This is a genomic window from Paraburkholderia adhaesiva, from assembly GCF_021390575.1.
GTDB lineage: Bacteria > Pseudomonadota > Gammaproteobacteria > Burkholderiales > Burkholderiaceae > Paraburkholderia > Paraburkholderia adhaesiva.
Map to the genome: position 1 here is coordinate 537,856 of NZ_JAJEJQ010000002.1, position 25,244 is coordinate 563,099.

Below are 25,244 nucleotides of genomic sequence, written 5' to 3' on the forward strand. Positions count from 1 at the left end.
TCTTCGCTCGTTGCGCGGCGCCGCCAGAGTGGCGCGCGGCATCGTTCAAAAAAAAGCCGCCAATGCTCCGGCGGCCCAACAGGGGTGATCGTATGGTTGCAGTGAATAATTAAAAGAACCTTAAGAGCTTGAAAGGCGCGGGGATATGGCGCGCGAGAGGAAGGCGGCGAGCGAGCGCTCACGCGGACCGATACGGTCCGCGTGAGCGCATTTATTGCGGGGGAAATAACGGGCGTCAGTGCCGGTTGGTATTGGCGCCGCGCAGCGTCGCCCTTACTTTGCGTTCTGCGAAGAGCAGGAGATAGTCGTGGATGCGCGCGTCGGCGCGGTAGCTGTCGAGCGTGTCGGCGTACATTCGCGCGACAGTTTCCTCGGGGGTGTTGGTCTCGACGGCAATGGTATGCACGATCTGTGCAACATCGGCGTGACGCATGAGGGGTCTCCGGTCGGCTGGGTGAGCAATGTTCCGAGACGAGCAGACAGGGTTTGAATTACAGAACAGACTTCCCGCAGATGCCAATTGAATCGGCCTATGGAAAATCGTGTGAAAGCATGGTGTTTTCGTCTGACGTGCAACGCGTCAGTTGCGGGATCGATTACCCGGACATGTTTGCGGGGGAGCCGTGATCATACGAAAAGGCCGTGACCGGCAATGGCCAATGCCATCGCCGATCACGGCCCCAAGGCGCAAGGTGCGCGAGTGCGTCCTGCCTGATTACGCCGCGCTTTCGAGCGACGGATAGTCCGTGTAGCCCTCTTCGCCGCGCGCATAGTAGGTCGACGGGTTCGGCTGGTTCAGCGCCGCGTTCAATGCGAAGCGCCGCGGCAGATCCGGGTTCGCGATGAAGAGCTGGCCCCACGCCACGGCGTCGGCTTCACCGGACGCAAGCAGCGTCTGTGCCGATTCGAGCGTCAGCTTCTCGTTCACAATGAACGGGCCACCGAATTCGGCCTTCAGTTGCGGGACAAGACGGTTATCGCCGAGCGACTCGCGTGCAAAGATGAACGCGATCTTGCGCTTGCCGAGTTCGCGCGCGACGTAGCCGAAGGTCGCTGCGGGGTTCGAGTCACCCATGGTGTGTGCGTCGCCGCGCGGTGCGAGATGCACGCCCACACGGTCGGCGCCCCAGACGTCGATACACGCATCGGTGATTTCCAGCAGCAGGCGCGCACGGTTCTCGATCGGACCGCCATACGCGTCGGTGCGATGGTTCGTACTGTCCTGGAGGAACTGGTCGATCAGATAGCCGTTCGCGGCATGGACTTCGACGCCGTCGAAGCCCGCAGCTTTCGCGTTGACGGCGCCCTGGCGGAACGCGGCTACGATGCCCGGAATTTCGTCGGTTTCGAGCGCGCGCGGCGTAACGTAGGCGCGCTGCGGACGCACATGGCTCACATGGCCTTCCGGGGCGATGGCGCTCGGTGCGACCGGCAATTCGCCGTCGAGAAAGATCGGGTCAGAAACACGGCCCACGTGCCACAATTGCAGGAAAATGCGGCCGCCGGCGGCGTGCACCGCTTCGGTCACGAGCTTCCAGCCTTCGACCTGCTCCTGCGACCAGATGCCCGGCGTATCGGCATAGCCGATACCCTGCGGCGTTACCGAGGTCGCCTCGCTGAGGATGAGACCTGCCGAGGCGCGTTCGGCATAGTATTTCGCCATCAGTGCGTTGGGCACGCGTGCAACGCCTGCGCGCTGCCGCGTGAGCGGTGCCATGATGACGCGGTTGGGCAGCGTGAGATCACCAATCTTGACGGGGTCGAATAGTGTTGCCATGTGTTCACCTTTTGCGGGGACGCCCGCAGCCTTGAAACTGTGCATTCGATTAAGGGACGAGGCGCGCCGTCACAACTGCGCGTTCATGTGGGCAAGAAATGCCTCGATGACCGGTTCGTTGCGCTTGAAGAAAGCCCACTGGCCGACGCGCTTCGTGCACACGAGGCCGGCTTTCTGCAGCGCGGCCAGATGAGCGGAGACGGTCGATTGCGACAGCCCGCAGCGCGCGTCGATTTTGCCGGCGCACACGCCCTGATCCAACGGGAAGTCCTGGTCGGGGAAATAGACCTCGGGATCGCGCAGCCACGCGAGAATCTCGCGCCGGACCGGGTTGGCGAGCGCCTTGTGGATGGCATCGATGTCGATTTCGACGGGATCGGAAGTGGGTTTCTTCATACGGGTAGCATCGTGTCTTGGCGAAGTATATATCGCACTTTTACGATATGGGCGATGACACTGATTTCAATAGGGGTGATAGGCCATCCGCAAAATGATGTTCGCTTACCTTGAGTGACTTTGCACCATGAACCGCTTCCTCATTCTTGTTGGCGTGCTGTGCCTGGTTGGCGGCCTCGGATGGCGCTGGTTCGCGCGCATTCCTTTCGGCCGGCTGCCTGGCGATATTCATATCGTTCGTGGTGGGATCAACCTCCACTTTCCGATCGTCACGTGCATCGCGATTTCGGTCGCATTGTCGGTGCTGTTGTGGCTCTTGCGGCGCTGAGTTCGGCTTTATGGCGGCGCACATCTGCAGCAAAAACCGCTGTGGCCATTTCAAGAGGTGGCCGCGCAAATTCGGACAGTCGGATAAGTGGTTTGGCCGGGGCCTGAGCCAGCGATAATGCTGGCAAAGGAACCGAGGAAATGACGAAGAGAACCCGACGGACGCACTCAGCGGCGTTCAAAGCGAAAGTGGCACTGGCAGCGGTCAAAGGTGAGCGCACGCTGGCCGAACTGGCACAGCAGTTTGATGTACATCCGAACCAGATCACGGAATGGAAGCGGCAGTTGCAGGAGCGTGCGGCAGACGTGTTTGGTGCGACAGGTGCACCGTCGAGCGATCCGCCGGTGGACGTGAAAACGCTGCACGCGAAGATCGGGCAGTTGACGCTGGAGAACGATTTTTTGTCAGGAGCGCTCGGCAAAGCCGGACTGCTGAGCGCAAAGCGATGATTGACTGTACGCATGCGCTGCCGGTTTCGCGACAGACGCGACTGGTTGGCATCGCGAGATCGAGCGCATATTACCGGGCGCAGCCGGTCAGCGAGGTCGATCAGTTGCTGATGCGGCGAATCGACGAACTGCACATGGAGTTCCCATTTGCAGGGGCGCGGATGCTGGCGCGCCTGTTGCGCCGGGAAGGCCATGAGGTGGGTCGCCGTCGCGTACGCACGCTGATGAAGCGCATGGGCGTCGAGGCGCTGTACTGCAAGCCGAACACGAGCCGCCGCAACGCGCAGCACAAGATCTGGCCGTACCTGCTGCGCGGCATGAAGATCGAGCGTGCCAATCAGGTGTTCGCCCTCGACACGACGTACATTCCGATGGCGCGCGGCTTCGTGTACCTGACGGCAGTGGTGGACTGGGCGAGCCGCAAGATTCTCGCGTACCGGGTCGCCATCACGCTGGAAGCCACGCACGCCGTCGAGGCGCTGGAAGAGGCGTTCGCCCGCTACGGACTGCCCGACATCGTGAACACCGATCAGGGTAGCCAGTTCACGGCGGGCGCGTTCACCGAGGCGGTGCTGAGCCGGGGCGTGCGGCTGTCGATGGACGGCAAAGGGGCCTGGCGCGACAACGTGTTCGTCGAACGGGTGTGGCGCAGCATCAAGTACGAAGAGGTCTACCTGAAAGCGTACGAGTCGGTCAGCCATGCCCGGCGCTCCATCGGCGAATACGTCGAGCTGTACAACCGGAAACGGCCCCATTCGAGCCTGGCGGATCAGACCCCGGATGAGGCATACTTCGCGACGCTGCCTGCGATCAAATCGGCAGCATGATTGCCTCGGACGTTCCACTTAAAAATCTCAGATGACTGTCCGAACGAGTGAGGCCACCTCTTCAGTCCGGGATAAACGGCAAACGCGCGAAAGCGTCGAAGCCTGGACGAGGTGAGCCGGGTTGTGTGTGCGGACTTTCCTTCGGCATAAAAATCGGGGTGCTTAGTGATGGGCTGTCAGGAAGTCAGGCCTGGCTTGCCCGACGCACGACCACTCAGTTCTGCAAGTCCCGCTTCGCGAAAAGCAGGGACGCCGATTGCTTTTCCGTCGAACTCGATGGATGAGTAAAGCAGCGGCATCGGTCCCGCTATTTCGTGTGCGCTCACGCGTGGTCTATTCGGCTTCCCGCGCTTTCTCTCCTCAATTTACAGTTCCTTCTGTATAGATTGCGCTTTCGATACGCCCGCGTTCGAATTCGCCTGAATCACCAGCTTTCCGGCCTGACCGATCACGCACAAGGCGGACCGGCGGTCAGTCCGAATTTGCAAATGCGCCTCGCTGCGCTTTTGAGTCCAGGCATCGTCGTTTCCTGAGTGTTGTGCTGTACGTCGTATTCGTTTGGGCGCAATGCAAACGAAGGCGCGTACGTGTACGGTATGGAAGCCAGAGTGATGCCGGGTGAAGCCTTCACGGAGAATTTAAATTTTGATGCAATCGGGCCACTCGACATTCCGGATTCGCGTCAAATCTTGAACCGTAGCGCCTGGTTGCTTCCGTTTTGCCCGCTTCAAAACTTGATTCGTGGAAACCCGGGGATGCCGAACATCCAGTTCAGCGACTGAATTCAAAACACGCCAAAACACGCTTTCTACCAGCGTGGCGTCGTTGAACGATGGATTACGTTCACCCGAAAATTCGATCGAGCCGCAGACATTTTTGTCTTGAGTCGGTCGTGTTACCAGAAAAGACATCAATTCAGTGCAGTTTATTTGCACGTGTCGTGGATTTGACGCCATAATCTCGGGAAATCGCCGGCGTCGATCATTCGTGCTGTACTGAACGTCGGTTTTGGTGGGGTATTTAGAGGCGTTCGCCTGGTTGTGCAATTCTGACAGTGGGAGGAATAAATGGTTACGTTGGATGCGATCAAGGTAAAGATAGCAAAACTGGAAAAGCAGGCTTTGGCGATCGCCGAGAAGCAGTCTGCGGTCGGGCTTGAAAAAATTCGTGGGTTGATGCACAAACACGGATTGAATGTTGCAGATATTGAAAGTTTTGTCGGGAAAAAGCGTGGCCGGAAGCCTTCGGCGAAAACGGCAAATGGCGCTGCGAAATCCGCGCGCGGCGCAACAAAGTCAGTTGCACCCAAATATGTCGATCCGAAATCGGGCGCGACGTGGAGTGGTCGCGGCAGGGCGCCGGCGTGGATCAAGGACGTAAAGGATCGCTCGCGATTCCTGATCGACGCGGGCGCAGGTCAAAAGGCAGCCGGTACGAAAGCGGCGGCGAAAAAGGCTCCTGCAAAACGCGCGGCAGTAAAGAAGGTTGGCCGTAAGGCGGTGGTCGCGAAGAAGGCCTCGGCTCAGGGCCGCGCGGCGGCACGCAAGAAGGCTGCACCTGCGAAGAAAAGTGCGACTGGCCGTAAAGTTGCAGCGAGAAAGGGTGCAGGCGCTGCGGTGAATGCCGCGACGCCCGCGGCAGAGTCGCGATAAGCGAGGCGATTTCGACTGGCGAGACGCCCGAATATCCGGATTCGGAGCGTCTGCCGCGACGATTATGTGAGGCCGTTCAGGCCGAATGTGAGACGTCGTTAATCGAGTATCTGGACGCTTGCGCCGATCGCGTCGCGAGCGTCCATTCCCTGAGTCTGTTCACTCCACCTTCGAGGCGTTCACGCGGGTCATGCGTGAGTATGCCCTCGCATTCAATCGCATCATTCGACGATGTCGCGCGCGGTTTCCCCGTAAAACGTCTCATACAACTCACGCGTTTCGCGTCCGCTCACTCACGTGTGTGCCGATCGCCGGAAATTGGGCGGTCGAGAATGATGCTTCGTTGTGGACCGGTTGCGCGTCTTTCTATTCCGTGCGGAACTACCAGGTTCTGGCTCCGGGAAATCAATTTATCGTGAACGCGTGGGCGGTAACGCCGATCGACAAGTCGTCATGGTCGATTTCGGGGCTATTCGATGTGTCGGCTGCTGACCACGCCGGTTGTTGAGGATGTCAATTTAACCGGTCCAATCGTTCCCTCGCACTGCGAGCCTTCACTGGCGGCTCTGCGGATCGGTCAAGAATCCGAGCTGTGTGATGCCTGCTTCGTGCGCCCGAGCCATCACGTCCGCGACGCGCTCATAGCGTACGCTTCGGTCCGCGTGCAGGCGCAGCTCGGGCTGCGGCTTCGCAGCCGCTGCGGCAAGCAGCTTCGCGGCAAGCGCGTCCTCGCTGACGTGCTCGCCGTTCCAGAGCAGCGACCCGTCGGCGGCCACGCCCACATCTACGTGTTGCGCGGCTGTCGACACCGGCTGGCTCGCAACATGGGGCAGATCGATTTTCAGCGCGTGCTGCATCGCGGGGATCGTCACCATGAACACGATCAGCAGCACAAGCATGACGTCGACGAGCGGCGTCATGTTGATTTCGTTCATCAGGGCGTCGTCGCTTGTATCGTCACCGAAAGGGCCGGTCATTGCCATTCGACTGCTCCTTCACCTGTAGTGCCGTTTTGTCGACCGAGCGTCACGACCGGGCTGCGCGAGGCCGGCTGCGCGCCCGCCACCAGGTACGCGTGCAAATCGTGCGCAAAGCGATTGAGCTTGCGCACCAAAGCCCGGTTTGTGCGCGTGAGTGCGTTGTATCCGAGCACTGCGGGGATCGCCACGAAAAGGCCGAACGCGGTCATGATCAGCGCTTCGCCGACGGGGCCGGCCACGTGGTCGAGCGAGGCCTGTCCGCTTTCACCGATTGTGATGAGCGCGTGATAGATACCCCAGACGGTACCGAAGAGGCCGACGAATGGCGCGGTACTGCCGATCGAAGCGAGCATTGCGAGGCCACCTTGCATGTGCGCGATGCACTCATCGAGCGTGTCTTTCAGGCAGCGCGTGATCCACTCTGAAACGCCGATACGCTCGCTTAACTGGGCGTGTGTATCGCGATGATGGGCTGCTGCTTCGCGACCGGAGAGCGCAAGGGCAAGCAACGGATTTTGCTCGGGCGATTTCTTCGCTTCAACGAGGCCCTGCACGCCGGCCTCGAACGAGCCCGCTTGCCAGAATGGCGCGGCGGCGCGATCGACGAGGTGTGTGAGTTGCGCGATCCGCCAGAGCTTGACGACGATTACCACCCACGAGAGCACGGACATGGCGAACAGCACAATGAGGATGGCGCGCGTGATGGTGTCGCCCTGTTCCCAGACGTTTGCAAGACCGTAATGCTGCATTTCGCGTTCTCCATGACCGCACGTGCGGTCGATTCGTTCAATCATCCAGTCAGTTAACGAGCCCGAACACGAACGGCTGCTCGAACACCACCCGCACCGGCACGCCCGAGTCGAGCGAGGGGCGGCACGTGCCGTTTCGCAGCGCATCGAGTGCAGCGTTATCGAGGCGCGCGTACCCGCTGCTTCGCACGATCTGGGCACTTTCGATGCGGCCGTCCACGTCGACGACGAAACGCACGATCGCCGTGCCCGCCTCGCCGCGTCTTTGCGCGGCGTCGGGATAGTCGGGTTGCGCGATGTTGCAATCGACGTGCGAGACGGGCTTCGGCGCACGCATCGTCTGCGGCGGTGCGGCGGGCGTGGGCGTTGGCTGCGCAGCGACTGGTGCAACGGTTGTCGGCGTACCGGCGAGCGGGGGCGAAGAAAGCGTTGGCGCGACTGCCTCTTCGTGACGCGTGAGCGTACTCGGCCGCTGCGCGGCTTGTGGCGGCGCGGCGATTTTCTTGCTTGTGTCGGGTATTTCACGCGGTTGAGGCGGTGTGTGCGCCGGCGTCGGCACCGCGGTGCGCGGCGGTGCCGTTAGCGCAGGCGAAGTTGGCGTGCTCAACAGACGCGCTACGATCGTACGCGGTATCTCGCGCGGCTCGACGCGCGCCCGTCCCTCGCGTATCAGCCACAGCGCGAGCGCTGCGTGCAGTGCGAGTACAGCGGCGAGCGCTACGGCGACTTCGCGCGTGGCGCGAATCCGTGCATCGTCTCGAGCGGGTTCAGCGGTGGCCATCGCTTGCGTCGCGAACGTTGAGGCGGCGCGTGCCGCCTGGAATCGATCCGTTTCCCGGCGATTTTCCTCCGCGCGGCCCCGCCTTGCACGCCCGAAGGTCCTGGTTGCGCGTATCGCCGATGTTTTTTCGGCTGCCGTGTATTCCGAGGCTGCTTCGCAACGGGCGCGATCGGTTCGCGCCGGGCGATTGGCGCGACGCTGGCGCAGCAGGCACGATGCGTATCGCCCACACGCATCTTCTCATCAGGGCGTCAGTTCCACGCATAGCGCAGTCCGACCCACGCGCCGCGCGGCGCTCCCACACCGACGAACTGTTCGTTCACGGGATTCGTAGCGTCGAACGTGTGGCCCGGCCCGTTGAAGAAGTTTTCGCCGAGTACGCCGAAGCTCGCATATTGCCTGTCGAGCAGGTTGGTTACTGTCGCGAAGATCAGCAGTTGCTTCGTCACGTTCCAGGTGGCGTCGAGGTCAATCAGAAAGTAGCTTCCGATCGTGCCGTTCACGTCCTGATTGTTCTCGTCACCGCGCGCGAAGATGCTGCCGCGCCACGTGAGATTCGCGCCGAAATTGACCCGCGAAACCGGCGTGTAATCGAAGCGCACTTTCACCGTGTTCGCGGGAATGCCCGGAATGCGGTCGCCAGGATGCACGACGATATTGCCATTCGCGTCGGCGCTCGAGTTGCTCGGGCTGCTCGAGACGAAGGTCGATTGATAGGTTGCGTCGACATAGCTGTAGTTCGCGCCGATGCCGACCGGCCCGAATTTTGTGTGCGTGCCGACTTCGAAGCCCTGGCGGCGTGTTTTGCCGACGTTCTGGAAGAAGCCCTGACTGCTTGCACCGGCGCTGATGAACTGGATGTCGTCGGAGAGCATGGTGCGCCAGGCCGCCGCGTTCCAGGTTGTCGCCGGGCCGATTCGACCGCGCGCGCCGATTTCGAACGTTTTCGCGATCACAGGCTTGAGATCCGGATCCGCGAGAAAGTCGTTCGGCAGCGAGCAGGGCGCGTTCGGGTCGGCGCAGGCGAGCTCGATTACGGTCGGTGAGCGCATGCCCTCGTTGTAGCTCGCGTAGGCCGTGAAAGCGGGTGTGGGGTTCCAGTTCAGGCCCACTGCCGGATTGAAGCGCGAGAACGTGTGACGTCCGTCGAGTGCGGGCTGCTGCCCTGATTCATCGCCGATGTCGGCACGCGCCCAATCGTAGCGACCCGAGACCGTCGCGGATAACTGCTGAGTGAACGAGAGCGTATCGCTGAAATAAAGCCCGTAATTTGCGCTGTGTGTATTGGCGTCGGTCTGGACCTGGAAATCGCCGACGCCGACCGTCGCGCGCGTCGGCGTAAAGAACGCGTCCTGCTGCGATTGAAGGAATCGCGAATTCGCGAGATCCGCGCTTGCGCCGAGCACGAACTGGTTCTTCATGCCGAGCAGCTTGCCGAGCAGCGTTAGCTGCAGGCTTGCGCCGTAGCTGTCAGTCGTGATGTCCGATTGCGCGTTGGAACCGGGAAACGAAGCAGGGTTCGCCGGATCGAAGTCGCTGTTGGTATTGCTGCTGATATTCGTGTTGTCGTAGTGGCGGTAATACACATTGCCGCTAAGCTCGACGTTGTCGCTGAAGTAGTGGTCGCCCGAAAGCGTCACCCAGGCGACGCTGTTTTTGTTCTGATCCGGGAACGTGTAGGCTTGCCGCGGGTTGTCGAGGAACGAGCGGGGGATCGTCTGCGAACCCTGCAGGGTGTTGTCCGCACCGCCCGAGGAGAGCGACAGTGTTGTATCGGCGTCGGTGTAGCGCAGCTTTCCGAAGCCCTGGCGCACCCTGCTCGAGTTGTGGTCGGCCCAGCCGTCATCGTTGGCAACGTTGCCGGTTACGTAGTAGTCGAGGTTCGAGCCGATCGTGCCGCCCTGTTCGAGCTGCGCGGTCTTGCGCCCCCATGAGCCGCCGCTCACCTCGGCGTTGCCACCGGGGTGGTCGCGGCCGTTTTTGGTCGTGATCGCGAGCGCACCGCCGAGTGTATTGAGGCCATAGGTCGGGTTCGAGCCTGGAATCAGCTGGATCGTGTCGATGGCCTGCTGTGGAATCAGGTCCCAGTTGACCACGTCGCCGAAAGGCTCATTCACACGCACGCCGTCGAGAAACACCGAAAGCCCCTGCGGCGTGCCGAGCAGCGGTGAAGCCGTAAAGCCGCGATAGTTCACGTCGGTCTGATAGGGATTCCCCTGAGCCTCATTGATATCGACGCTCAGCAGGTTCTTCTCGAAGTAGTCGCTAAGCGTGGGGCGGTGCTGCTGCGCGAGGTCGCTGGCGTGTACGGTTTGCACGTTCGCTGGAACCTGCGTGAGCGGCGTGCCGATACCGAGAAGCGGAGTTGTGCCGATCACGACGATAGGTGCGAGCTGCGTGGCCGGGCTGGAGGCGGGCGCGGTGGCCGTGTCCGCAGGCGGTGCAGACTGTGCAGTCTCCGCCCGGACGGCGAGCGGCATGCCTGCGATCGCGGAGCTGAAGCATAGGACGAGGCGGGCGCAACGACTGATGCGCGGCGAGGGGCGAGAGGTTCCGGCGATATACATTCTTTTTGTGCCTGGCGGACTCGGGAGCATGTTTTTGTCGGCGTCACCCGCAGACGCGATGGGTCTGCCGGAGCGTTACACAGACAATGCTGCTTGTCTCCTGGAGGATTTACTGAAGTAAGTGGAACCGCATCTGAAGTGCATGCTGAATTGCTGGAATGTGCGCTTCATTTTGGGTGAGGACGCGTCAATTCTTTCTGCTTACACGGAGCTTGCTCGAGATTGTTAACAAACGACATCCGATCAAAAGAAGCCGTGTTTTCGTATGTCTGATAGCGTCTGCATTTATCCAGGAGCATGAACAGGCGAAATTCCGGAAGCTACGGCCTATGGTTCAAGCGCTAGTTGGGACGGACGGGGATGTCGCAATGTTAATAAACGAATACCGCGGTTGCCGCGCCCCGGTATGTCTCATTGGGGCGACTTCAATGTTGACAGCTTTAATGAAGTTGCCCTAGCCTTGCACTGGAATTAAACGGATATGCGAGGCTGGCTTTAGGAATGATTAAAGCGGAACGTTGATATTAGATTCGTATTCCTTATTTAATTATCCGTCAAATCCACAACACGATCGAGCCTGCCACGCGACACTATATGCACCTCGATGTGACGAATAACCCGGGCCCGTGTGTGTTTTTTTTGCGGTATGGCGGGTTACGTGTGCGATGGCTGCCACTCGGATTCGTCGTGTTCACGAAGCCACCTGGCACGGCGCCCACGAGGAATCCGCTCGTCGTCCAATCGCGGGTCGCGACCTGTGTCGGTGTGATGCACAACTTTTGAGTCGGGGCTGGTCAGACGGTCTGAAATAGTTGGACGTTATTTGCCGACGCTGCGGCACTGAAAAATTCTAGAGCCGTAACGATAACCACAACCAAAACGGAAAAGATCACCGATGATCGGCAAATGGCAGCACAGACGGCGCTGTTTACGACGGGTGCGGGGTTTTGTCGCGCTGGGTGCGTTACTCGTTGTGACGCCGTGCGCCTGGGCGCAGGCTTCGGTGACGCTATACGGCGTGATCGACACAAGTGTCGAGATTACGAATCCGGGCGGCGGGTGGGTGACGCGAATGGATTCGGGCGCGTATCGCGGGTCGCGGTTCGGCATGCGGGGAAGCGAACCGATCGGCGACGGAACGAGCATCCTGTTCGCGCTCGAGAACGGCTTCAACTCGGCCAATGGCGCGTTATCGACGGCGGGCACGCTGTTCAATCGCCAGGCCTGGATCGGTGCGGGCGGCCCATGGGGCGAGGTGCGGGTGGGGCAGCAATACTCGCCGATCTATATCCCGTTTAAAGGCGAGATCGATGCGTTTGGCGCTGGGACGATCGCGTCGGGGCTGAACAATTTTTCGAAAATCACGCCCTATGTTAGCAACGCGGTCACGTATCTGCTGCCTCATATCGCAGGACTGGATGCGACCGTGATGATGGCGCTGCGTGCGCCGTCCGACAACAATGGCAATGGACTTGCGGGCAACTTCGAGACCGTTTCGTATCGATACGGGCCGCTGCGGATTGCGTACGCGCATCAGCAGACACACGGGAGCGGCGCGCTACGCGCGAACATGGGCGGCGTGACGTATGAAATCCAGAAAACAACATTGTTTGCGGACTGGTTCAATGGCGCGGGAAGCGGTGCATCCGCATTTCACAACGACGGGATTGCCGTATCGTTGCGCTACGCATTCACGGTGCAGTGGAACGCTTCGCTAGGCTACGCATACGTGCGCGACCTCTCGGGAAAAGATAACGACGCCGACCAGTTCAGTGCGATGTGCGAGTACAACTTCTCGAAGACTTTGCTGTTCTACGCGAGCGCGGGTTGGCTGCGCAACCGTAACGACGCGACGTTCACGCTGCGCGGTGTGAATGTGGTGGGCCTGCCGCCGACCTGGCCTGGCGCGCCGGTGCGTGGTGTGCAGCTCGGCATGATCGATCGTTTCTAGGCCGTGGCGTTGGAACGTTCGCGGGAGTGACGGGAGTCGGCGGCAGGGTACGTAAATTGTGCCTTTGGTAACCAGCGCTACATCGCCTGGCCTTTCTTGTAATTCAAATGAGTGATCCCTATGCTTTTTTATGGGGATCCGGTTCCTCGCCTGTTTATTCCCGATGTTTGTCGTGAATCTCCACGACTAGCCTCCACCAGTTATCAAACGACTCCGCCGGGCGGGGCTCTTCTTCAGACGGCCACTTTTTTTCCGGTCGTGCGGTTGACCTTCTTCTGGAGAGGGAAAATGCGAAATACGTCCGAAAGGAAAAGCGCATCGCGGCATACACGGTTGCGCTGGCGGAATCCGGCGGTCGTGGCCGTCGTCACGGTGATAGGGGGCGTCATTGCCGCCGATCCGGCTACAGCGCAAAGGGCGGGCGACTGGCCGATGGCGGGCCAAAATCTCCGTAACACCCGTAGCGCCGCGACAGAGCGATCGATCGGGTTGGACAACGTGGCGAAGCTGATTCCGCGCTGGTCGCTCGATACCGACGGCAATGTGTCTGCCACACCCACGGTGGTCGATGGCGTTGTCTATTTTCCGGACTTCGGTGGCACGATGTGGGCGGTGGATGCCGCGAACGGACAAGTGAAGTGGAAAAAGAAGGTTAGCGATTACACCGGAATTCCCAATGACGCTTCGCGTACCAGTCCCGCGTACTGGAAGGGCATGCTGGTGATCGGCCAGGGCACGCAGCTCGCCAACAACCCGTCAGGTGCCTACCTGATCGGAATAAAGGCCGGCGATGGCTCGATGCTGTGGCATACCCAGGTCGAGTCGGAGCCGACCGCTATCATCACCGCCTCGCCAGTCGTCGACAACGGCGTCATCTATGGCGGAGTATCGTCGCGGGCCGAGGCGCTCGACGAACCGGCCAGGTATCGTGGCAGCGTCGTGGCGCTCGATGCGAAGAGCGGCAAGCTGCTCTGGAAAACATACATCGTACCCGAGGGCTATACGGGTGGCTCGGTCTGGGGTAACACGCCGGCTGTCGATCACGAGACCGGCCTGCTTTATGTCTCGACCGGCAACAATTTTTCTGTCCCCGAAGGTGTTTGCCGGTATCCGACGCAAAACGACTGCAAGCCGGCGGTCCCTGAAAATCACATCGACAGCATCGCTGCACTCAACCTGAAAACCGGAAAGATCGTCTGGGCAACCCCCACGTTGCCAGCGGACATGTCGACGAACTACGACCACAAGGATGGCCCAGACTACGATTTTGGTAGTGGTCCTAATCTATTTACAACGTCGATTGGCGGTCACAAGCGGACCTTGGTCGGTGCTGGCCAGAAGAGCGGGGTCTACTGGGCACTCGACCCGAAAACGGGAAAGGTCGTCTGGCACGCGCAGATCGGGCCTGGTAGTCTGCTTGGTGGTGTGCTGTGGGGTACTGCGGCTGACGGCAAGCGGATTTACGCATCGATCGGCAACCTCAATCACGAGACGATCACCGTCAATTCGCCCACCGGTCAGGCAACGACAACAGGCGGAGTCTGGGCAGCGGTTGACGCAGCGACGGGCAAGGTGCTCTGGCGCACGGCCGATCCGCAGAACATGATGGACACGGTCGCGATGTCCGAGGCCAACGGGGTGGTCTATGCCGGATCGCTCGCGGGTAGTGGCACGAATATGTATGCGCTCGATGCAGCTACGGGTGCCATCAAGTGGGGCTTCGAGAGCGGCGGCGCCGTCGTGTCCGGCGCAGCGATTGTCGACGGGTCGGTGTACTGGGGAAGTGGATATCACACCAAGATCCTCGGGCTGCCGTATGCCGGAGACAATCACAAGATTTTCGCGTTTGCGGCAGCGAAACAGTAAGCCAGCGAGAGGCCCCCTTCCTGACCGGAACCGCTATTGTTTGTTATTGCGGACATATCGAGCGAGAGCGATCGTGCAGGCTGGGTGGATCTTTGAAGGCCCGGTGAAAAACGACCGGGCCGTTTGCTTTTTTTCGCGCGTCGGTGCGAAGGGGCGCCGTGCTAGACGCAATCGACGAGGCTACGCACATCGATTCAAGGCGGGACAGTCTGCAATATGCAGGCGGTAGATGCGTCGTTCAACCGTTCGCCGACCACAGGTAGTCTTTACCCGGAGGTTTCGAAATGTCGCTTGCGCTCTATGGCCATCCTTTTTCCTCGTACACGCAAAAAGTGCTCATTGCGCTGTACGAAAACGGCACGCCGTTCGAGTTCCGTTGTCTCGGGGCAGATATGCCGCAGCACTCCGCCGAGTGGCAGCGGCGCTGGCCACTGCGCAAATTCCCGCTGCTGGTGGACGGCGAACGCAACATTGCTGAATCGAGCATCATCATCGAATACCTGCAACTTGCGCATCCCGGACCGGTTCGCTTATTGCCCGCCGACCCGGTGGTAGCGCTGGATGTGCGTTTCCTCGACCGCTTCTTCGACCTGCACGTCATGAGCCCGGGTCAGCGTGCCGTGAACGGCGCCTTGACCGGAGATCCGGCGAGGCGTGCGGAGGGGTTGGCTTTTGCGACGAAGAAGCTGGAAATCGCCTACGCATGGCTCGAAGAGCAACTGGCGGGCCGGACCTGGGCCGCCGGCGAGGACTTTACATTGGCGGACTGTGCGGCTTCGCCATCGTTGTTTTACGCCGACTGGATATGCCGGATTCCCGAGACCTTTCCCGTGCTGCGTGCCTATCGTGCGAGGTTGCTCGGCCGACCGTCCTTCGCCCGGGCAGTCGAGGAGGCTCGGCCGTTCAGGCCGCTGTTCCCGCTCGGCGCGCCCGAGCGAGATTGATGCCTCGCCCCACAAATCATTGCCCGATGATCGAATTGGTAGTCGTGTGATACGGACTGCTTATCAAATATCGCGAGCGAAAGAACTGCAGGGACGGCGCGGGGCTGCCTCCAGCCGCGCTCTCGCGGCGGAGGCGGCCAGAATCAGCGGTTGCCGTCCAGCAGATCGTTGAGCATTTCGTCGAACGCAGCCTGCGCGTCTTCCAGTTCCTGGAGCGCGGCGTCGAATGTCGTCAGCGCGAACTGCGAGGGGTGGCCGTCGCCGGTCGGGGGAAACTGCGACTGCAGTGACGAGAACGCCGTCTTGACCCGCTGCGTAGCGGTCAGGACGCGCTCCATGGCCAGGGACTCTTCGGCTCGCGCCTTTTCTGGATTCATCGAAAGCTCCGGTGTGAGATGGGGTTTATCGGTGAGGACAACGCTCACGGTAATGGCAGGCCGCCGTCGGCTTTCACTTCGCGCAACGACAGCGATGATTCCACGGACGTCACACCCGGGAGGCTACGCAATTTGTCGAGTACGAACGTGCCGTAGTCGTCCAGATCGCGAGCGACGATCTGCAGAATGTAGTCCGCGGAACCGGAAACGTTATGGCACGACACGATACGCTCAATCGCGCGAACTTCGCGATCGAAGCGATCGGCAAGCGCCCGGTCGTGCACGGCGAAGCGCACGTACGCAAACGCCACCACGCCATAACCGAGCGCCCGACGCGAGAGCACGGCGCGGTACCGCTCGATCACGCCGTCTTGCTCGAGACGTTTGAGGCGGCGCGCGCAAGGCGTTTCGCTCAGGCCGACCGTTTCGGCGAGTCGCGCGTTCGAGATTCGTCCGTCTGTCTGCAGCGCACCGAGTATCGCCCGGTCCAGTTTGTCGAGATCGCTCATGGGGTAGGAGTGCCTTTCCTCTTGATTGGATCTGATTTTAGTGCATTGCTCTAAAAGTGGAGTTGCGGAGGTGGAAAATAGTCGGAAATCGCCTCGCCAATGGCGCGAACATAGAGCCACTTTCTTGCGAGGCCGTCATGATCTCCGCCCACCTGATGTTTATGTTCATCGTCGCCCTGATAATCGTGTGCGCGTTGCCCGGCGCAGACATGGCGCTCGTGATGCAGACCAGCATGAGCCGCGGGGCGAAAAGCGGTTTCGCGGCTACATGCGGGTTGGGCGTTGCGCGTGCGACGCATGTGACGCTATCCGCATGCGGCCTGGCGGCGTTGCTGCACAACGCGCCATGGCTGTTTGAAGTCGTGCGCTATGCCGGGGCGGTTTATCTAACGTGGGTGGCCGTGCAGATCTTCAGGGCACCGGTGTTCATGCTGCCCGAGAATGCGCCGGCGCCCGCGACGCGCTCGCACCGCGCCGACTTTGTGAAGGGCTTGCTGACTAGCCTGCTCAACCCGAAGGCGCTGTTGTTCTGCTCGGTGCTGCTGCCGCAGTTCATCCGGCCGCATGCGGGCTCGGTGTGGGTTCAGGTGCTCCAGCTAGGCGTCGTGCTCGTGATCGTATGCGCGCTGTTCGACGTGATTTACGCACTTGGGGCGGCACGCATTGCGGTGTGGTTGCGCAAGCACCCGCTTGCCCAGACCGTGCAGAAGTGGGCGTTTTCGTCGGCACTGGTCGCCTTCGCCGTGCGGCTTTCGCTCGACTGAAGGGGCGGCGCGCAATGCGCCGCTATTTTTCGGCACAAACCAGGCCACGCATGAATCGGCGGGCTGCCACGACACGGCAGCCCGTTTTGCACTTGCGAACGCGCTTTATTTCCCGCCGAGGTAGTCGGCCTTGCCGAGTTCCACGCCGTTGTGACGCAGGATGTCGTACGCCGTCGTGATGTGGAAAAAGACGTTAGGCAGCACGAAAGTCAGCAGGTAGGTCAAGCCGTTGAACTCAATCGGGCCGGAGCGCATTTTCAGCGTGATGCTGCGCGTTTCGGTGCCGTCAATCTGCTCGGGCTTGAACGTGTTGAGATAGTCGATGGTCTTCTGGATGCGTGCGTGGAGTTCGTCGAACGTCACTTCGACGTCTTCGTACTTCGGAGCCTCGACGTCCGCGAGACGTGCGACACAGCCCTTGGCGGTGTCGGTCGCGATGTGGATCTGACGCGCGAGCGGGAGCATGTCGGGGAACAGGCGCGCTCCGGTCAGCACGGTCTGGTCAATCTGCTTTTCCGCTGCATGTGCCTGTGCCTTGCCGATGATTGTCTGCAGGTTGGTGAGACCGCGGACCAGGACAGGTACCGAGGCTTGAAACATGGTGATAGACATGGAAATTCCTCGTTTCTTCGAATGTGCGCGTCGCGCTCCGGGCAGGAGCTGACTGTCGATCATTATGCGCTATCGAACGCGCTGCTGCCATTGGCCGAACGGCCGATCTTGTGCGAACATCGACCTGCTGCGAAAGTGTCCATCGAGTGTTGCATCGGCGTGACCGTGGCCCGTTCGCTCACATGATTTTTCATTCACCTGGCATTCCGAATCGAATTCTGTTCCTTTAATATCGGCGATGGCGCGCGATGACTTCAATGAACGGTCCGGGCGTCCGTCGACGCAGACATACGCCGCGCCGCTCGCGGTGAAGCCAGAGGAGTTGCATCACGTTTGCCACTATTTGCCGTCGTTTGTCATCCTTCGCCACGAGAGATTTTGAATGTGCTGTAATCCGACGTAGACCATCCAGTTCGCATCGCGTGGTGCGCCTTCCCATGAACTCAGAAAAGGTAGCAAGACGCGGCCTCGCCCGTCGCCAGCGTGCGTCGCGCGTTGTGCTGGTGTTACTCGCGGCTGGCAGCGCGAATCTGCTGGCGGGCGTCGCGCAAGCTTCGCCATTGCTTGATTCGCGTGTGAACCAGCAGTCGATTGGCGAAACGATTTGCCGTCCGGGCTATGCCGATACGGTCGCGCTTCCGTTCGAGCAGGCGATGGCGCACAAGCACCGCCTGCTCGCGCAGCACGGTATCGATGTCGACGACGGCCCGTCGTACGCCCTCGACCAGCGCGTGCCCGTCGTTCTCGGTGGTTCTCCTCACGCCGAAGCGAATCTGGACCTTCTGCCCTGGGCCGGTCACGCCGGCGAGCGCCGCAAGGTGCGGCTCACGGTCCAGCTAAAGCGATGCGTCTGTGGGGGACAAATCTCGCTGGCCACGGCGCAGGCCGTGATCTCGGGCGACTGGGTGCACGAATACGAACGTTTTACGCGAATGGCGTGCGGCGCGAACACCGCTTCGAAGCTCATGACCAAGAGCGACGACAGCCACTAAATCGCCCCCACTTGTTTGAGCCACGACTGTGTCGCTTGAGCGGGGGGAACTTCTTCACGACAATATGACGCAGTGCAGTGAGCTTGCGTTGAGAATATCCTGACGAATGTCAAGAATAAGGAGGTGCAAATGATTGTGTCCACGCTGTCTCTCGTGTCGTTCGCGGCCTTGCTCGGCCACGCCGTATGGACTCGTGCTCGCGCTCGCGCCAGCCTGCAACCCGTCCGCGTGCGTGCGCAAGGCACGCGATATCCCCGGTAAGCTGTCGTGCACCTCACCGTCTGGAATGTCCCCGAATCCTGTAGCGAGCAGGAGGTGCGGGTGTTTTTCGAGCACGAACTCGGCCACCTTGCGAAAGGCGTAACCGTCTACGACGCCGGCACGCCGAACGCGCACGCAGACCTCGAACTGAAGGCCGACGTCCCGTACGTCGCCGAGGCGGTCGCGCGCGAGCTTCAGGGCCGCAGGCTCGCGGGCGTGGCATTGCGGGTCAGCGCCGCACCATTCGACGATGAGGCCTCGCAGCACCAGCGCTGATCGTTTTCCCGTCGTTTCAGGCAGCCGGCGGTAGCGGATCTTGTGGCGTAAAGGGCAGCGCCCGTTTGTGGTGTGTGCTGTCGTAAAAGCGCAGGATCGTCGCGCAAGCGTTCTCGCTAACGGGCTTGCCTTCCAGTAAATCGTCGATCTCCTCGTAGCTCACGCCGTACGCGTCCTCGTCGGGGCGTAGAGGGCGCAGACTTTCCAGATCGGCCGTCGGCGTCTTGTCGACGAGGCGCGGCGGTGCGCCTAGCGCCTTCGCGAGCGCACGTACGCGGCGCTTGTTCAGGCCCGCGAGCGGCAGCACGTCCGCTGCGCCGTCGCCGAACTTCGTAAAGAACCCCATCAGCGATTCCGCCGCGTGATCGGTGCCGATCACGAGACCTGCACGCGCGCCCGCTACCGCGTATTGCGCGATCATCCGTTGCCGCGCCTTGATATTGCCGAGCACGAAATCCTGTTGCGCGGCGTCGGCGACGGAGAACCCACCGGCCAGTAACGATGCGAGCATCGCGTCTGCGGCGGGACGGATATCGACTGTCAACGTTTCGTCCGGGCGGATGAATGCCAGCGCTTCGGCGGCGTCCGCTTCGTCGTGCTGGACGCCATACGGAAGCCGCATCGCCACGAAACGCGCGGCGTAGCCCGCCTCGCGCAGTCGTTCTGCGCATAGCTGGCAGAGTCGCCCCGCCGTGGCCGAGTCGATGCCGCCGCTGATGCCGAGCACCAGTGTGCGCAGCCCGTTCGCGCGCAAGTGGGCGCAGAGGAAATCGACGCGGCCCGCGATTTCTGCTGTGGCGTCGAAGACCGGGGCGACGCCGAGCGCCGCGGCGATCTGCTGATGAGCGAGTGCGGGTCTGGCGTCGGAGGTGGATTCCATTGGCGATTTCCAATGCGATCTGCGACAACGTCATACGGCGGTGACACGTTGTCTGGTTTAATGGTGAGTGATTGCGCGTCGGGCCCACGAAGGGACCCGAACGTCGCGCGCGGCGCTCCTCAATAGTCACGATGCAGCCGATTTCACACGATACGCGTAATCAAGCCAAACTCCCGATGGACAAAAAAATCTGGCGCCCGGTCGGAGCAAACATGGATGTGGGCAGTTGCGGTGGTATTCCGAACTTCTTTCATCATCGCAAGCTGAAGTGGCCGCTGCTCAAGCGCCTCGCCCTCTGTGCCGCCGCTTGCCTCTGGTTGGCTGCGGGCGCTACGTGGGCCGCGGACGGGACCGCTACCCAGGCCGTCAACGAGGCGTCGGACGAGGTGTCGGACGCGGCGTTGGACGTCGCGGACGCCGTGCCCGAATCAGCGGCGTCGGCGTCTCAATCCACGTCCTTGCCGGCGTCGCCGCCCACTGCTGCTTCTGCTGCCGCGCCGTCAGCCAGTGAGCCCGCGTCTGCGCCCACCGTGCTCACGCTCCCCGAACATCCGCAGCTCACCGAAGAGCAAGCCGTCGAAGAAAACCACCGGGCGCTGGAAATGCGCGCCGTCTTTGCGCGTGAGGTGACGCGCCGCCTGCATGTGCCGCTCGCGGACCAGCGAGCTTACGGCCAGCGTCTGCAGGCGGCGCTGGACGAGCACGACCTCGGCGAGCTGGCGGGCGAATTCGTCATTCTCGTTGATCGCGCCGCGACCGTTCAGGCGCTCTTTATCTACTTTCGCGCGATGCCGGACGAGCCGTGGCTGATGATCGGCGCGTCGCCGGTGGCGACGGGTAGACCCGGCGAGTTCGACCATTTCCTGACGCCGCTCGGCGTGTTCCTGCACACGCCGGACAACATGGACTTCCGCGCGGAAGGCACGATGAACCAGAACAACATACGCGGCTACGGCAAACGTGACATGCGTATCTACGATCTCGGCTGGGTGGATGGCGAGCGCGGCTGGGGCAAGGGTGGCTTCTCGCCGATGCGGTTCCAGATGCACGCCACCGATCCCGACCGGCTCGAGCCGCTGCTGGGCATTCGCCACTCGAAGGGGTGTGTGCGGATTCCGGCCTCGCTGAATGTGTTTATCGACCACCACGGCATCATCGACGCCGAATACGAGGCGCTCGTCGCGTCGGGCAAATCGCTCTGGGTGCTGCACTCGGACCGGCAGCCCACGCCGTGGGCCGGCCGCTTCATCGTCGTGGTCGATTCGGAGCGCAAGACGCGTCCGGCATGGTCGCCTGCGCCCGGCAGCAAGGCGCGCGCGAAGGTGCCGGCAGGCGGCGACAAGGCGGATTGAGCGCCGCCGGCGGGCCTATGTCGGCCGCACGGCTCAGGCGCGGCGCGGTACGGTGCTGAGCGCAACGCCTCGCCGTGCGATCAGCACACCGGCAAGCGCTACGCCAAAGCCCGCAAGTTGCACGGGCAGCAGGACTTCACGGAATAGCACCCAGCTTTCGAGTGCGGCGAGCGGCGGCGCGAGAAAGAGCAGCGCGGTAGCGCGTGCGGCTTCGCCGTTGCGGACCATCCAGACAAGCAGGGTCACACCGGCCCCCGACAGCATCGCGATCCCCCACGCGAGCGAGATCCAGAGCGTCGCTGAAGTGTTCCATCGATGTTCGCCCAGCGCGAGCGCAAGCAGCGCCGCGACGATGGCCGCGCCTGCGTTCTGGATGGCACTGGCGCTGCGGATATCGGCAAGCGCCAGCGACGTCTTCTGATAGAGCGTGCCCGCGGTGATCGAGCCGACGGCGACCACGGCGACGATCACCACGAGGAGCGGGTTCGCCTGACCGTGCGCCGACGGGGTGCCATGCACGGCGGCCTGCAGTTTCGGCATGAGGACGAGCACGACGCCCGCGAGCCCGAGCGCCATGCCCACCCAGCGTTGCTGTGAGAGCCGTTCGCCGAAAAGCCGTGCGGCGAATGCGGCCGTGAGGAGCGGCTGCAGGGCGCCTAGCAGTGCCATCACGCCCGCGCTCAAACCCTGCACGACGGCCCAGTAACCTGCGCCCAGATAGACGCCCTGCAGCAGTGCACCCGCGATCAGATGCTTGCCGAGTTCTCGCCCGCGCGGCCAGGGGGCGCGAGCGATCAGTGCGACGGCCGTGAAAAGTGCCGCCGTCCCGCCGAATCGGGCAAGCAGGAACAGATTCGGATCGGCATAAGGGGCGATCGCACGGGCGACTACGAATCCCGTCGACCAGAGGACGACGAAGAGGGCTGGGGCAAGGGCGGCGAGCATGGGTGTTGGTTGTGGGGGCAGTTCAGCGCGCAGGGAAGACGCGAATGGCGCGCAGTGTCGCGCGGCTCGCCGGTGCCGGTCTTGTTCAGGACTGCACTGGCCCGATGAGCGAATTGCTTCCGCGCCGCGTGGGTCTCTTCAGTGCAGGATCACGATCGCCGCCGCGCCCAGCACGGCGCCGCACAGCGCACACGCGATGAGCAAGTTGCGCGTGCGCCGGTGCTCGTTGCGCAACGCACCGATAAGGTCGGTTGGCGGACCGTGCGCGCCTTGTGTCGTCGCCTGCTGTTGCAGGTAGCGAAAGAGCATTTGCGGCACGCGTGGTCCGATCTGCGCTAAATGCGGCAGTTCCTCGGAAAGCCGCCGGATCCAGCCGCGATGATCGAGATCGCGCTGCGCGATGCCGGCGAGCGTGCGCTCGGCGATACCCCATGCATCGACGCCCGGATGAATCGTGCGCGCGAGGTCTTCCGCCTGCGCGAAGGCGCGCTGCGCGGCGGCGAGCCTCGGCGACACCGCGCCACCGAATGGCTGCACGGCATGCAGCAGATCGTGGAAGAGCGCGCCCGCGCTACGCGTGTCGACGTCGCTGGCGAAGTGCGCCTCGCCGCGCGTGCGCAACTCCGCTTCGATCTGTTCGCTGCGTGCGTGAGCGCCCACGTGTCCGGCGGCCTGGTGCAGATCGGCGAGCGCGCCGTAGTCCTGCCGGAAGAGCGCCGTTGCACCGTGGACGAAGAACGCGCGCTCGGGCGACGAGAGGCTCGTCATCAGCGACGAACCTGCCAGCACGAGGCGGCCGAGCGTCGTCGGTTCGACGCTGACTGCCACGTGGCGCGCATCGAGCGTCGCGTGAAAGAAGCCGTGCTCGAACGCCTGCTGCGTGACCACTTCGACCAGATGGGTGGCCACGCGCGTCGCGTTGATGTGATGTTCTGCGAGACCTGCGACATCGGTGATGCTCACCGTGTCGATGTGCTGAACGGCGAGCGTGTGCGGTGTGCAAAGGTCCCAGATTACGTCGGGGACGACGACGCGCGGATTCTTCTCGAGGTGGTGGCTCGCCTGGCTCAGGTTTGCCGCTTGCGCGCGCAGGTCGAAGCGGCGCTGCAGGTCTTCGCGTAGTTCGAGCGCCAGCTTGTGCAACTGCAGCTGGCGGGCGGCACCCGAGAACCGTTCCATCCAGCGCGCGACGCCGCAGAGCAACGCGGCATCGTCGTTCACTTCCTCGATGTGGTCGGTGCGCAATACGCGCAGCGTCACCATCTGATGGCCGCCGACCGGCAGTGCCAGCCGCGCGATGTGCGTCTCTTCGCACCAGCCGTGGTGGACGGGCGTCGGGGCGATCCACGAGAAGAGCGTCTTCGGCGGCTTGCCGAGCGCAGCATAGAGCGCCGCTTCGAGCGCATCGGGCGCGAGCGGGGCCTCGAAGTGTTCGAGCGCGTTGATGCTGTCGTGCAGCGTGATCGCCGCGAGTTCGGGCCGCTCGGCGAGCGTCTGTCCGAACGCAACCGCGAGCGGCGCGAGACGCGGCAGCGCGCCGTGCAGGCTCGCAACGAGGCGCTCATCGTCGCGCATGCGCACGGCGAGTGAGACGAGCCAGTGCAGCTTGTGATGCTCGGGCGCCGCGAGCCAGATCAGCCTGACGCCATAACGCAGCGCACAAAACAGCAGCTTGAGTTGACGAAATGTTGAACGCATTGGCGCAGCAGTCGAGGGAACGCGCGCCGCCCGCGCGACGGACGGCCAAGCGCGAGAGTAGCAGGGATGCTTCCGCGATGGCAGTGCCGCGGAACCCGGATGTCCTGCCCGATGCGCGCGATCGGCGTGCGGCGCGATCCGCATGATGCACGTGTTCGCGCAATACGCGTAATACAATACGGCGGCCTTTTCGAACTCGCGCGCTTTGCGCATTCACCGAGATGCTCGCAGAACAACGTCACCAATACATCCTTTCGCAGGTCAACAGGAACGGCGCGCTTTCGGTGGCGGAACTCGTCCGCGAGCTGCATGTGTCGCGCGAAACGATCCGGCGCGACCTGAATACGCTCGCCGAGCGCGGGCTGCTCGTTACCACCCACGGCGGCGCACTGTCGAGCGACCGGCGCGAACCCGACCTCGACGTGCGAGAAGCCGCGAACTCCAGCGCGAAGCGCGCCATCGGCGAGCGAGCTGCCGGGTTGGTGCCAGACGGCGCGTCGGTGATCATCGACTCCGGCAGCACGACGCACGCCGTCGCGCGCGCGCTCATCGACCGCCACCGGCTGACCGTCTACACGAACGACTGGCGCATTGCACTTCTGCTCGGCCGTCGTAACGAGAACCGCGTGACACTGCTCGGCGGCGAACTCTCCGATCACGAAGAAGCGACGTTCGGTCTCGACACCGTGCAGCAGCTCGATCAGTACCACACCGATTTCGCGTTCGTTGGTGCGGGCGGCATCACCGCAGACGGCTGGCTGACCGATTATTCGCGCATGGTCGCGGAGGTTCGCAGCCGCATGCTGCTGGCGACGGGCTGCGCGATCGTCGTCGCCGATCATTCGAAGTTCGGGCGCGTCACGCCGGTGCGCATCAATGGATTCGAGCGCGCCCGCTACGTCATCACCGAACTCGCGCCGGAAAAGTCGATCGCGCGCGCAATTGCGGCGCGTGGGCCGGAGTTGCTGGTCGCGTGACTCCGGCGCTTCGGCGCTCGTTCGCGGGCTGTCGCGTCCCGGCGCGCCCGTTTTGTCTGGTCCTGTACTCACTCCGCCTCATTTTTGTCGCCATAGTATTCAGGTGAGTGAGGCTATTCGTACTTTCTCTTCCTCCAGAGTGTGCACGCGCAACGTTCATTGTGCGGTGCGAAACATCGCCGATTGGCAATTTGTGGATTTATTTTGCAAAACGCCACATAGTCATGGCGTTGTCACGGAAATCTGTAATTCTTGCGATGCCCGTTCAGACGGGGCTTGCACGTCGTGCGGACAGCGTTCCCGCGCGGCGGAGCAGTGGTCGTTTGGAAGCAGG

At 62.1% G+C, this 25,244-nt stretch carries 26 protein-coding genes; 12 read left to right on the top strand and 14 right to left on the bottom strand.

Translation table 11 applies throughout. The features are described 5' to 3' along the window. Positions 1 to 235 precede the first annotated feature (235 nt). The 3 genes from L0U80_RS17995 to L0U80_RS18005 all read right to left on the bottom strand — a co-directional run bounded on the left by L0U80_RS17995 (position 236) and on the right by L0U80_RS18005 (position 2,173). Complete coding sequence (locus tag L0U80_RS17995; RefSeq protein ID WP_233867804.1) at positions 236 to 433, bottom strand: DUF3562 domain-containing protein; 198 nt, start codon at positions 431 to 433, stop codon at positions 236 to 238. A gap of 282 nt (positions 434 to 715) precedes the next feature. Continuing rightward, the gene (locus L0U80_RS18000; RefSeq protein ID WP_233867807.1) at positions 716 to 1,777 is read right to left on the bottom strand and encodes an alkene reductase; all 1,062 of its coding nucleotides are present in this window, start codon (positions 1,775 to 1,777) and stop codon (positions 716 to 718) included. 69 nt (positions 1,778 to 1,846) lie between these two features. Continuing rightward, the gene (locus tag L0U80_RS18005; protein ID WP_233867810.1) at positions 1,847 to 2,173 is read right to left on the bottom strand and encodes an ArsR/SmtB family transcription factor; all 327 of its coding nucleotides are present in this window, start codon (positions 2,171 to 2,173) and stop codon (positions 1,847 to 1,849) included. Between the two features lie 127 nt (positions 2,174 to 2,300). On the opposite strand from L0U80_RS18005, the gene L0U80_RS18010 reads away from it, so the two are divergent. From L0U80_RS18010 to L0U80_RS18025, 4 genes are all read left to right on the top strand, one after another. After that, entirely contained in the window at positions 2,301 to 2,501 is a 201-nt protein-coding gene (locus L0U80_RS18010) for a DUF2905 domain-containing protein (protein WP_233867813.1), read from the top strand. Between the two features lie 140 nt (positions 2,502 to 2,641). After that, a protein-coding gene (locus L0U80_RS18015; RefSeq protein ID WP_373322092.1) for an IS3 family transposase occupies positions 2,642 to 3,777 on the top strand; the annotation gives its coding sequence in 2 pieces (ribosomal slippage) (positions 2,642 to 2,897 and positions 2,897 to 3,777; 1,137 coding nt in all). Positions 3,778 to 4,373: 596 nt separating this feature from the next. Further along, positions 4,374 to 4,559, top strand: coding sequence for a hypothetical protein (locus L0U80_RS18020; protein WP_233867816.1), 186 nt, complete (start codon positions 4,374 to 4,376; stop codon positions 4,557 to 4,559). A 285-nt stretch (positions 4,560 to 4,844) separates the two neighbouring features. Then, positions 4,845 to 5,429, top strand: a complete 585-nt coding sequence (locus L0U80_RS18025) for an H-NS histone family protein (protein ID WP_233867819.1) — start codon at positions 4,845 to 4,847, stop codon at positions 5,427 to 5,429. A 554-nt stretch (positions 5,430 to 5,983) separates the two neighbouring features. Here the strand turns inward: L0U80_RS18025 and L0U80_RS18030 are convergent. The 4 genes from L0U80_RS18030 to L0U80_RS18045 all read right to left on the bottom strand — a co-directional run bounded on the left by L0U80_RS18030 (position 5,984) and on the right by L0U80_RS18045 (position 10,506). Then, positions 5,984 to 6,412 carry an ExbD/TolR family protein gene (locus L0U80_RS18030; RefSeq protein ID WP_233867822.1) on the bottom strand — a complete coding sequence of 143 codons (429 nt, stop codon included), beginning with the start codon at positions 6,410 to 6,412 and terminating at the stop codon, positions 5,984 to 5,986. Further along, positions 6,403 to 7,158, bottom strand: a complete 756-nt coding sequence (locus L0U80_RS18035; protein WP_233867825.1) for a MotA/TolQ/ExbB proton channel family protein — start codon at positions 7,156 to 7,158, stop codon at positions 6,403 to 6,405. Before L0U80_RS18035 ends, L0U80_RS18030 begins: the two co-directional genes overlap by 10 nt. A 49-nt stretch (positions 7,159 to 7,207) precedes the next feature. Continuing rightward, positions 7,208 to 7,939, bottom strand: a complete 732-nt coding sequence (locus tag L0U80_RS18040) for an energy transducer TonB (protein ID WP_233867828.1) — start codon at positions 7,937 to 7,939, stop codon at positions 7,208 to 7,210. 251 nt (positions 7,940 to 8,190) lie between these two features. Next, on the bottom strand, positions 8,191 to 10,506 hold the full coding sequence (locus tag L0U80_RS18045) for a TonB-dependent receptor (RefSeq protein WP_373322220.1): 2,316 nt from the start codon (positions 10,504 to 10,506) through the stop codon (positions 8,191 to 8,193). Positions 10,507 to 11,401: 895 nt separating this feature from the next. Here L0U80_RS18045 and L0U80_RS18050 point away from each other — a divergent pair. Then, complete coding sequence (locus tag L0U80_RS18050; protein WP_233867849.1) at positions 11,402 to 12,457, top strand: porin; 1,056 nt, start codon at positions 11,402 to 11,404, stop codon at positions 12,455 to 12,457. A 233-nt stretch (positions 12,458 to 12,690) separates the two neighbouring features. Here the strand turns inward: L0U80_RS18050 and L0U80_RS18055 are convergent, their stop codons facing one another. Then, complete coding sequence (locus tag L0U80_RS18055) at positions 12,691 to 12,846, bottom strand: hypothetical protein (protein ID WP_233867852.1); 156 nt, start codon at positions 12,844 to 12,846, stop codon at positions 12,691 to 12,693. Between the two features lie 43 nt (positions 12,847 to 12,889). Here L0U80_RS18055 and L0U80_RS18060 point away from each other — a divergent pair, with 43 nt between their 5' ends. Continuing rightward, positions 12,890 to 14,323, top strand: coding sequence for an outer membrane protein assembly factor BamB family protein (locus L0U80_RS18060; protein WP_444544282.1), 1,434 nt, complete (start codon positions 12,890 to 12,892; stop codon positions 14,321 to 14,323). 284 nt (positions 14,324 to 14,607) lie between these two features. Further along, positions 14,608 to 15,267: a glutathione S-transferase family protein gene (locus L0U80_RS18065; RefSeq protein WP_233867858.1), complete on the top strand. Its 660-nt coding sequence runs from the start codon at positions 14,608 to 14,610 to the stop codon at positions 15,265 to 15,267. A gap of 143 nt (positions 15,268 to 15,410) precedes the next feature. Here L0U80_RS18065 and L0U80_RS18070 read toward each other — a convergent pair whose 3' ends face one another. Both L0U80_RS18070 and L0U80_RS18075 read right to left on the bottom strand, forming a co-directional pair. Then, a complete protein-coding gene (locus L0U80_RS18070; RefSeq protein WP_233867862.1) occupies positions 15,411 to 15,644 on the bottom strand; it encodes a hypothetical protein in 234 nt (77 codons plus the stop codon). A 44-nt stretch (positions 15,645 to 15,688) separates the two neighbouring features. Beyond that, a complete protein-coding gene (locus L0U80_RS18075) occupies positions 15,689 to 16,153 on the bottom strand; it encodes an Lrp/AsnC family transcriptional regulator (protein WP_233867865.1) in 465 nt (154 codons plus the stop codon). Positions 16,154 to 16,290: 137 nt separating this feature from the next. On the opposite strand from L0U80_RS18075, the gene L0U80_RS18080 reads away from it, so the two are divergent. Next, on the top strand, positions 16,291 to 16,917 hold the full coding sequence (locus L0U80_RS18080) for a LysE family translocator (RefSeq protein WP_233867868.1): 627 nt from the start codon (positions 16,291 to 16,293) through the stop codon (positions 16,915 to 16,917). A 105-nt stretch (positions 16,918 to 17,022) separates the two neighbouring features. On the opposite strand, the gene L0U80_RS18085 is transcribed toward L0U80_RS18080, so the two are convergent. Further along, positions 17,023 to 17,529, bottom strand: a complete 507-nt coding sequence (locus L0U80_RS18085) for a DUF1993 domain-containing protein (RefSeq protein WP_233867871.1) — start codon at positions 17,527 to 17,529, stop codon at positions 17,023 to 17,025. A 437-nt stretch (positions 17,530 to 17,966) separates the two neighbouring features. On the opposite strand from L0U80_RS18085, the gene L0U80_RS18090 reads away from it, so the two are divergent. Both L0U80_RS18090 and L0U80_RS18095 read left to right on the top strand, forming a co-directional pair. Beyond that, complete coding sequence (locus L0U80_RS18090; protein ID WP_233867874.1) at positions 17,967 to 18,521, top strand: hypothetical protein; 555 nt, start codon at positions 17,967 to 17,969, stop codon at positions 18,519 to 18,521. Between the two features lie 267 nt (positions 18,522 to 18,788). Continuing rightward, the gene (locus tag L0U80_RS18095; RefSeq protein ID WP_233867877.1) at positions 18,789 to 19,058 is read left to right on the top strand and encodes an RNA-binding protein; all 270 of its coding nucleotides are present in this window, start codon (positions 18,789 to 18,791) and stop codon (positions 19,056 to 19,058) included. 16 nt (positions 19,059 to 19,074) lie between these two features. Here L0U80_RS18095 and nadE read toward each other — a convergent pair whose 3' ends face one another. Further along, positions 19,075 to 19,938: an NAD(+) synthase gene (nadE, locus tag L0U80_RS18100; RefSeq protein WP_233867895.1), complete on the bottom strand. Its 864-nt coding sequence runs from the start codon at positions 19,936 to 19,938 to the stop codon at positions 19,075 to 19,077. 212 nt (positions 19,939 to 20,150) lie between these two features. On the opposite strand from nadE, the gene L0U80_RS18105 reads away from it, so the two are divergent. Continuing rightward, a complete protein-coding gene (locus tag L0U80_RS18105; protein ID WP_233867898.1) occupies positions 20,151 to 21,290 on the top strand; it encodes a L,D-transpeptidase in 1,140 nt (379 codons plus the stop codon). Positions 21,291 to 21,323: 33 nt separating this feature from the next. On the opposite strand, the gene L0U80_RS18110 is transcribed toward L0U80_RS18105, so the two are convergent. Both L0U80_RS18110 and L0U80_RS18115 read right to left on the bottom strand, forming a co-directional pair. After that, complete coding sequence (locus L0U80_RS18110; RefSeq protein WP_233867901.1) at positions 21,324 to 22,235, bottom strand: DMT family transporter; 912 nt, start codon at positions 22,233 to 22,235, stop codon at positions 21,324 to 21,326. A gap of 138 nt (positions 22,236 to 22,373) precedes the next feature. Next, the gene (locus tag L0U80_RS18115) at positions 22,374 to 23,933 is read right to left on the bottom strand and encodes an ABC1 kinase family protein (protein ID WP_233867918.1); all 1,560 of its coding nucleotides are present in this window, start codon (positions 23,931 to 23,933) and stop codon (positions 22,374 to 22,376) included. A gap of 221 nt (positions 23,934 to 24,154) precedes the next feature. Between L0U80_RS18115 and L0U80_RS18120 the strand changes: the two genes are divergently transcribed. Continuing rightward, positions 24,155 to 24,910, top strand: a complete 756-nt coding sequence (locus L0U80_RS18120; protein WP_233867921.1) for a DeoR/GlpR family DNA-binding transcription regulator — start codon at positions 24,155 to 24,157, stop codon at positions 24,908 to 24,910. The last annotated feature ends 334 nt before the right edge of the window (positions 24,911 to 25,244 follow it).